At 65.3% G+C, this 9,023-nt stretch carries 4 protein-coding genes; 3 read left to right on the forward strand and 1 reads right to left on the reverse strand.

Annotation, left to right across the window (positions count from 1 at the left end):
• Positions 1-144: 144 nt before the first annotated feature.
• On the reverse strand, positions 145-2,445 hold the full coding sequence (locus Q6A47_RS22770) for a fatty acid cis/trans isomerase (protein ID WP_039578202.1): 2,301 nt from the start codon (positions 2,443-2,445) through the stop codon (positions 145-147).
• Between the two features lie 173 nt (positions 2,446-2,618).
• Here Q6A47_RS22770 and metH point away from each other — a divergent pair, with 173 nt between their 5' ends.
• The 3 genes from metH to Q6A47_RS22785 all read left to right on the forward strand — a co-directional run bounded on the left by metH (position 2,619) and on the right by Q6A47_RS22785 (position 8,760).
• Entirely contained in the window at positions 2,619-6,326 is a 3,708-nt protein-coding gene (gene metH, locus Q6A47_RS22775) for a methionine synthase (protein WP_304485461.1), read from the forward strand.
• A gap of 204 nt (positions 6,327-6,530) precedes the next feature.
• The gene (pvdN, locus tag Q6A47_RS22780) at positions 6,531-7,823 is read left to right on the forward strand and encodes a pyoverdine-tailoring periplasmic protein PvdN (protein ID WP_304485462.1); all 1,293 of its coding nucleotides are present in this window, start codon (positions 6,531-6,533) and stop codon (positions 7,821-7,823) included.
• Positions 7,824-7,872: 49 nt separating this feature from the next.
• Positions 7,873-8,760, forward strand: a complete 888-nt coding sequence (locus Q6A47_RS22785; protein WP_369811593.1) for a formylglycine-generating enzyme family protein — start codon at positions 7,873-7,875, stop codon at positions 8,758-8,760.
• The last annotated feature ends 263 nt before the right edge of the window (positions 8,761-9,023 follow it).

Consider the following 9,023-nt stretch of genomic DNA (forward strand, 5'->3'; position numbering starts at 1 on the left):
CCCCCCCCCCCCCCCCCCCCCCCCCCCCCCCCCCCCCCCCCCCCCCCCCCCCCCCCCCCCCCCCCCCCCCCCCCCCCCCCCCCCCCCCCCCCCCCCCCCCGGGCCACCCACCTGTCCGACCACAGTCGACCCGGAAAGGTCCGATCAGAGGTTCTCGTAGCGGTTCATGTCCAGTACCCCGGCTTCGACCGGATCGGTTTCCTCGATGAAGGTGCTCAGGTCATGGAAGTACTGCCAGAACTGCGGATGGCTGCGGCGAATGCCCCAGCGCTCGACGATGCGCTCGAACTTGCCGGTGTCGTCGCGCGCCGCTTCCATGGCGTCCACGAATGCCGCCACCTCAGTGGCCGGAATGTTGAACATGAAGTTGGGGTAACTGCTCAGCACGCCCGGGTACAGGGTCAAGGTATCCAGACCCGGCTGGTAGCGATAGGCCTCGCCGAGCAGGAACGCGACATTGCTGTGGGCGCGGTTGCGCAGCAGGCTGTAGACCTGGCGCTGACCGCCCTGCCCCTCGATGCGCAGCATGGTCGCCTCGGGCAGCTGGCCGATCACCTTGAGCCCGGCCGCCGGACGCGACACCAGGCGGCTGAGCGACTGCTCGACGTCACGGAACTGCGCGTTCATCTGCGGCCGCGAGCAATAGGCCCCGGTGCAGCGGTTGATCGGGTCGGGAGCCGCGTTGAGGCTGGCGGTGCGCTGCAGCAGCTTGAGGCCGAAATCGCGTTCGGCGTGGTGCTTGTCCAGTTGCAGCCCGCTGGGCGTGTCGGTGTCGATGTCGGTGTAGTCCAGCCACATCTTCACCTTGCCGCTGTTCTGGTACCAATCGTCGAGGATCGCCCCGCGCTTCTCGGCGGGCATCAGGCGCAGGAAGTTGACCTCGGCGCCATTGCGGATCAGGTCGAAGTACAGGCGCGTCTGCAACTGGTGCGAGACGTTGCCGAACACGTCGAAGTTGACCGCCAACTGGTAATAGGTGCGCTCGAGCAGCGGGTAGTCGAACAACCACATGGTGGTCGGCACATCGCCGATCAGGCCCTTGCTCACCGAGGCGCTGTCGAAGTGGCGGAAGATGCTCAGCAAGGCGTTGTCATTGCCGGCCCACAGCGTCGACCAACTCGGTGGCGGCATTTCGGCATAGGCCTCGCGGCGCAGGGTTTCGTAGTCGTTGCGCTTGTTGCGGTAAGCGCGCCACAGGCTCAACACGCTGCCGACGTCGTCGATCTGTCCAGGCATGGCCAGCAGCGGTGTCGCCTGGCCACGGTACACCGCGTCGGTGACGTAGCGGTCGTGGGCCGGCTCCTGGAACAGCGCCCAGAAGTTGTCGCGGATCACGTCGGTGGCGATCTGCCCACGGCAGACCGGGCCGCGGATGAAGGTGCGCACGAAGTATTCGGCGTTGTCGAGCATGAATTGGTAGCGCGCCACCGCCGGGATCGCTTCGAAGGTCTCGAACGGATTGGCGCGGCGCTGCGGGCCATAGCCTGGCAGCGAAGTGGTCTGCCAATCGCCGCTGTAGAACAGCTGCTTGACGCGCTTGAGCTTCTGCGGACCCATCGGGTAAGTGATGTGGGTCTTGTGCACGATCACGCCCTGCACCGGCATCAATCGGTAGTAGAAATCGCTACCCGGCGGATCGTTGGGCCGCCGCGTGGCGATCAGGTCCACCGGCTGGCCACTGGGCGTGCGCGAACGCACCCACTGAAAGAAGTGACCCGGCTCGCCGCCGGTGAAGTAGATGTGCGCCAGGAACAGGTGCTCGTACAGCCAGCGACCGACCAGCGCTTCGCTGGCGCCTGGGCGGTTGAGCAGTGCCTCCCACTCGGCGATCTGGCTGGCCTCGCTGGCGCTTGGCTGGATCGGCTGGTACTCCACCGGCGCGCCGGCGGCGAGCCAGCGCTGTAAGGTCTGGTGTTCCTGATCGGTGAGCCCGGTGACCGCCAACGGCATGCCCTCCTTGGGGTGGGCGCCGGCGTAGGCGTCGAACTCGTGGGGCAGCGGGCACATGTTGTTGCGCTCCAGGCCCAGGACGATCTCGTCCGGCAACTTGGCATTGGGCGTGAGTGGGGTCTTGTGGCCCAGCTCGAGCATCCGCGCCATCAGCGCCGCCTGGCTGCCCTGGGCGTCGAGCACCGAGTAGAAACCCTTCTTGCGCCAGGCCTCTTCACCCTGGGCGTCGTAGAACAGCCGCGTGGTCGGCACCGCCTCGCTGCGCTCGCCCTGGTACACCGGCACCTTCGAGGCGCCGCGCTGCACGCCCTCGGCGCTGCCCAGATTGAGCTGGCAGGCGGCATCGTTGCAGGCGTGGCAAGCCACGCACTTCTGGGTAAAGATCGGCTGGATGTCCCGGGTGTAGGAAATGCTCGGGCTCGATTGAGGGGCTTGGGCCCATGCGGCGCCACCGAGCAGCAAGGCAAAGGAGGCGGCGATAAAACGTTGCACCATGTGCGCAGTGTCCTGGTTCTTGAGAGCTGTCACGATTGTCTGTGTTTCCAACGGGTCTGCGCCTGGCATCGCCAACATGAATCAAATTCATGCAATTGGCCGATGCACCTAAAATCCGTGCAGCTTTGTTATTATCCCGCACTTCCGATCTTCGTCCGACCAGGTTAGTTCTCATGCCCGACCGCAGCGCTCGTCTCCAAGCACTTCAGCACGCACTGAAGGAGCGTATCCTGATTCTGGACGGCGGTATGGGTACCATGATCCAGAGCTATCGTCTGGAGGAAAAGGACTATCGTGGCACGCGCTTCGCCGATTGGCCAAGCGATGTTAAGGGCAACAACGACTTGCTGCTGCTGACCCAGCCCCAGGTGATCGCCGCCATCGAGAAGGCGTACCTGGACGCCGGCGCCGATATTCTCGAGACCAACACCTTCAACGCCACCCAGGTGTCCCAGGCCGACTACGGCATGGAAGCGCTGGTCTACGAGCTCAACGTCGAAGGCGCGCGCATCGCCCGCCAGGTGGCGGACGCCAAGACCCTGGAAACCCCGGACCGCCCACGTTTCGTCGCTGGCGTGCTCGGCCCCACCAGCCGCACCTGCTCGATTTCCCCGGACGTCAACGACCCAGGCTATCGCAACGTCACCTTCGACGAACTGGTGCTCAACTACACCGAGGCCACCCGCGGTCTGATCGAAGGCGGCGCGGACCTGATCCTGATCGAAACCATCTTCGACACGCTCAACGCCAAGGCCGCGATCTTCGCCGTGCAGCAGGTGTTCGAGGAAGATCGGGTCGAATTGCCGATCATGATCTCCGGCACCATCACCGACGCCTCTGGCCGCACCCTGTCCGGACAGACCACCGAAGCCTTCTGGAACTCGGTACGCCATGCCAAGCCTATTTCGGTAGGCCTGAACTGCGCACTCGGCGCCAAGGACCTGCGCCCCTATCTGGAAGAGCTCTCGGCCAAGGCCGACACCCAGGTGTCTGCCCACCCCAACGCCGGCCTGCCCAACGCCTTCGGCGAGTACGACGAAACCCCGGCGGAAATGGCGGCGGTGGTCGAGGAGTTCGCCGCCAGTGGCTTCCTCAACATCATCGGCGGCTGCTGCGGCACCACCCCGGGTCATATCCAGGCCATCGCCGAGGCCGTGGCCAAGTACCCGCCACGGGCCATCCCGGACATTCCCAAGGCCTGCCGGCTGTCGGGCCTGGAACCGTTCACCATCGATCGCCAGTCGCTGTTCGTCAACGTCGGCGAGCGCACCAACATCACCGGTTCCGCCAAGTTCGCCCGGCTGATTCGCGAAGAGAACTACACCGAAGCCCTGGAAGTGGCGCTGCAGCAGGTCGAGGCCGGCGCCCAGGTGATCGACATCAACATGGACGAAGGGATGCTCGACTCCCAGGCGGCCATGGTGCGCTTCCTCAACCTGATCGCCGGCGAGCCGGACATCTCCCGCGTGCCGATCATGATCGACTCCTCGAAGTGGGAGGTGATCGAAGCGGGCCTGAAGTGCATCCAGGGCAAGGGTATCGTCAACTCGATCTCGATGAAGGAAGGCGTCGAGCAATTCAAGCACCACGCCAACCTGTGCAAACGCTACGGCGCCGCCGTGGTGGTGATGGCCTTCGACGAGGTCGGCCAGGCCGACACCGCCGCGCGCAAGCGGGAAATCTGCCAGCGCAGCTACGACATCCTGGTCAACGAGGTGGGCTTCCCGCCCGAAGACATCATCTTCGACCCGAACATCTTCGCCGTCGCCACCGGCATCGAGGAACACAACAACTACGCCGTGGACTTCATCGAAGCCTGCGCCTACATCCGCGACCACCTGCCCCACGCGCTGAGTTCGGGCGGCGTGTCCAACGTGTCGTTCTCCTTCCGTGGCAACAACCCGGTACGCGAAGCGATCCACTCGGTGTTCCTCTACCACGCCATTCAGAATGGCCTGACCATGGGCATCGTCAACGCCGGCCAACTGGAGATCTACGACGAGATCCCCGCCGCGCTGCGCGAGAAAGTCGAGGACGTGGTGCTCAACCGCACCCCCGAGGGCACCGACGCCCTGCTGGCCATCGCCGACGACTACAAAGGCGGCGGCGCCACCAAGGAAGTGGAAAACGAAGAGTGGCGCTCGATGCCGGTGGACAAGCGCCTGGAACACGCGCTGGTCAAGGGCATCACCGCCTACATCGTCGAAGACACCGAGGAATGCCGGCAGTTGGCCACGCGGCCGATCGAGGTCATCGAAGGACCGCTGATGAGCGGCATGAACGTGGTCGGCGATCTGTTCGGCGCCGGCAAGATGTTCCTGCCGCAAGTGGTCAAGTCGGCGCGGGTCATGAAGCAGGCGGTGGCGCACCTGATTCCGTTCATCGAAGCCGAAAAAGGCGACAAGCCCGAGGCCAAGGGCAAGATCCTCATGGCCACGGTCAAGGGTGACGTGCACGACATCGGCAAGAACATCGTCGGTGTGGTGCTCGGCTGCAACGGCTATGACATCGTCGACCTGGGCGTGATGGTGCCAGCCGAGAAGATCCTGCAGACCGCCCGCGAGCAGAAGTGCGACATCATCGGTTTGTCCGGCCTGATCACCCCGTCGCTGGACGAAATGGTCCACGTAGCCCGCGAAATGCAGCGCCAGGACTTCCACCTGCCGCTGATGATCGGCGGCGCCACCACCTCCAAAGCCCACACGGCGGTGAAGATCGAGCCCAAGTACGCCAACGACGCGGTGATCTACGTCACCGACGCCTCGCGCGCCGTGGGCGTGGCCACCCAGTTGCTGTCCACGGAGCTCAAGGGCGCCTTCGTCGACAAGACCCGCCAGGAATACGTGGAAGTGCGCGAGCGCACCGCCAACCGCAGCGCCCGCACCGAACGCCTGAGCTACGACCAGGCCATCGCCGCCAAGCCCCACTACGACTGGGCCGCCTACCAGCCGGCAGTCCCCTCCTTCACCGGTGTCAAGGTGCTGGAAGACATCGACCTGCGCGAACTGGCCGAGTACATCGACTGGACGCCGTTCTTCATTTCCTGGGACCTGGCCGGCAAGTTCCCGCGCATCCTCACCGACGAGGTGGTCGGCGAAGCCGCCACGGCGCTGTACCAGGACGCCCGCGACATGCTCGAGAAGCTGATCAGCGAGCAACTGATCAGCGCCCGTGCGGTGTTCGGCTTCTGGCCGGCCAACCAGGTCGAGCACGATGACATCGAGGTGTACGGCGACCAAGGCCAGACCCTGGCCACCCTGCACCACCTGCGCCAACAGACCATCAAGCCCGACGGCAAGCCGAACTGGTCGCTGGCCGACTTCGTCGCGCCGAAGGACAGCGGCGTCACCGACTATGTCGGTGGCTTCATCACCACCGCCGGCATCGGCGCCGAGGAAGTGGCCAAGGCCTATCAAGACAAGGGCGACGACTACAGCTCGATCATGGTCAAGGCCCTGGCCGACCGTCTGGCCGAGGCCTGCGCCGAATGGCTGCACGCCCGGGTGCGCAAGCAGTACTGGGGCTACGCCCAGGACGAGCAACTGGACAACGAGGCGCTGATCAAGGAGCAGTACAGCGGTATCCGCCCGGCCCCGGGCTACCCCGCCTGCCCGGACCACACCGAGAAGGCCACGCTGTTCCGCCTGCTCGACGGCACCGCCATCGGCGAAACCGGCCCCAGCGGCGTGTTCCTCACCGAGCACTTCGCCATGTTCCCGGCGGCCGCCGTCAGCGGCTGGTATTTCGCCCACCCGCAGGCGCAGTACTTCGCGGTCGGCAAGGTGGAAAAGGACCAGATCGAGCGCTACAGCGCTCGCAAAGGCCAGGACATCAGCGTCAGCGAACGCTGGCTGGCACCGAACCTGGGCTACGAGGCCTGATCCTGTAGGCGCAGCGGTTAGCGGTTCGCCGTTCACCGCTTGCCACTTGCCGCTTCCAATCCCCTAAATTCCTTCCGCGCAGGCTCGTCCATCCCTCACAACAGGTACCTCACCTGCCCTGACGATGGCGAGCCGCGAGAAGGCCATGACACGACCCCTTTGCATCCCCCACCCGCGCACGGCGCCTTCGGGCCACGCCCTGCCATGAACGACCGCCGAACCTTTCTCAAGCAAGCCGGCCTGTTGGCCGCAGCCCTACCCCTCGGCAGCGCCCTGCAGCACAGCGCCCAGGCCGCCACCGCGCCGCCGCACATCCAACCCCAGACCCAGGACAAGTGGCAGCGCCTGCGCCAGTTGTTCGACCAGGACCCCGACTACCTGCACTTCTCCAACTTCCTGATCACCTCCCACCCGCGTCCGGTGACCGAGGCCATCGCCCGCTACCGCGCCCACCTGGACCGCAATCCAGGGCTGGCCATGGACTGGGATCGCGAAGAGGTGTGGCAGCATGAAGCGCGGGTACGCCAAGCCGCCGGTCGCTACCTCAATGCCCGTCCCGGCCAGATCGCCCTGACCGGCAGCACCACCGAAGGCCTGACCCTGATCTTCGGCGGCCTGCAGGTGCGCCCGGACCAGGAAATCCTCATCACCCCCCATGAGCACTACGCTACCAAACACGTCCTGGCCTACCGCAGCCAGCGCGAAGGCACCCAGGTGCGGCGCATTGCGCTGTTCGATCAGCCCGCCAACGTGTCCACCGATGAGATCATCGGCAACATCGCTGCCGGCATTCGCGACAACACCCGCGTGCTGGGCATGACCTGGGTGCAGTCCGGCAGTGGCGTCAAACTCCCAATCGGCGAGATCGGCCAACTGGTCGCCGAGCGTAACCGTAACCGCGACGACAAGGACCGCATTCTCTACGTGGTCGACGGTGTGCATGGCTTCGGCGTGGAAGACCTCGACTTTCCCTCCATGCATTGCGACTACTTCATCGCCGGCACCCACAAATGGCTGTTCGGCCCACGCGGCACCGGCATCATCTGCGCCGCCTCGGAAACGCTCGAGCACCTGACGCCGATCATCCCCACCTTCTCCCAGGACAGCGACTTCGCCACCAGCATGACCCCGGGTGGCTACCACGCCTTCGAGCATCGCTGGGCCGTAGACGAAGCGTTCAACCTGCACCTGCAACTGGGCAAGGCGGACGTGCAAACGCGCATTCACCAGCTCAACAGCGACCTCAAGCAGCGCCTGCTGGCCTTGCCCGGCATCGAATTGGTCACGCCGCAGCGCCCGGCCCTGTCGTCGGGTTTCAGCTTCTTCCGGGTCAAGGGCCAGGACAGCGACCAGGTGGCGGCCTACTTGATGGCCAATCGGGTGGTCGCCGACGCCGTGGACCGTGACGTCGGCCCGGTGGTGCGGACCGCGCCGGGACTGCTCAACGACGAGCGCGAACTGGACCGCTTCATGGCCATCCTCGAAAAACGCCTGTAGGCCCGCCTGTGGCGTGCCCCGTTTCCCCCTTCAGACAGCGAGACCCGCGATGACTCCACAGCCTCCCCGCCCTCTGTCCGCCCTGCCCTTGGCCCTGGGCCTGGTACTGATGACCGGCCTGTCCGCCAGCGCCCTGGCCGCCAGCCCCGCCCAGCCGGGCAAGGTGTTCAAGGACTGCAAGGACTGCCCGGAAATGGTGGTGTTGCCGGCAGGCACCTTCACCATGGGCACCCCCGATGACGAACTCGGGCGCCAGCCCGACGAAGGCCCGCTGCACGAGGTGACGTTCAAGAAAGCCTTCGCCGTCAGCCGCTTCCAGGTCCAGAACGGCGAATGGAAAGCCTACCTGCGCAGCAGCGGTTACCAAGTGCCCAACGGCGACACCCGCCCCGGTCGCGAATGCATTGCCGGCAAGCCGCGCTACCCCCAGGGCGACAAGCAGCCAGCGGTGTGCCTGAACTTCCACGAGGCCGAAGCCTACGCCGCGTGGTTGTCGAAGAAGACCGGCCACGTCTACAAGGTGCAGAGCGAAGCCCAGCGCGAGTACGCCGTTCGCGGCGGCAGCAGCGGCCCGTTCCCCTTCCCCTTCGATGAAGGCGAGGAGTACAGCATCGCCAAGCACGCCAACACCTACGGTCCCAAGGACGGTTTCTCCTACACATCGCCCGCCGGTAGCTACCCACCCAATCCCTACGGCGTGTACGACGGTCACGGCAACGTCTACGAGTGGACCCGCGACTGCTACGTCGACAGCTACGCCACGGCGCCCACCGACGGCAGCCCGCAGACCAAAAGCAGCGAATGCGCCGACCGTCGGGTGATTCGCGGCAACGACTACACCGAGGCGCCGATCTTCTCGCGCTCCGGCAACCGCAACGAACGCAGTTCGACCCTGCGCGGCGATTGGCTGGGTTTCCGTGTGGTGCGCGAGCTCTGAGCTCATCTGCAAAAAAATCGAACTGTGCCGGGAACGCGCCGCTCATACGTGCATGCAGTACATCCCGTGAAGCTTCTGGAGGATTGATCATGCGTTACGCGCTGCTTGTCCCGGCACTGGTGCTGTGCATTCCCGCAGGTTCGGCGCTGGCCCGCGTCGAGGGGGGGGGGGGGGGGGGCCCGGCGGGGGGGGGGGGGGGGGCGGTTTTTACCATCAACCAAGAAAAAAACCATAAAAAAACCGCCCCCCAACAAAACTAATTT

The organism is Pseudomonas boreofloridensis, assembly GCF_030580795.1.
In the GTDB taxonomy this organism is placed as follows: Bacteria; Pseudomonadota; Gammaproteobacteria; order Pseudomonadales; family Pseudomonadaceae; genus Aquipseudomonas; species Aquipseudomonas boreofloridensis.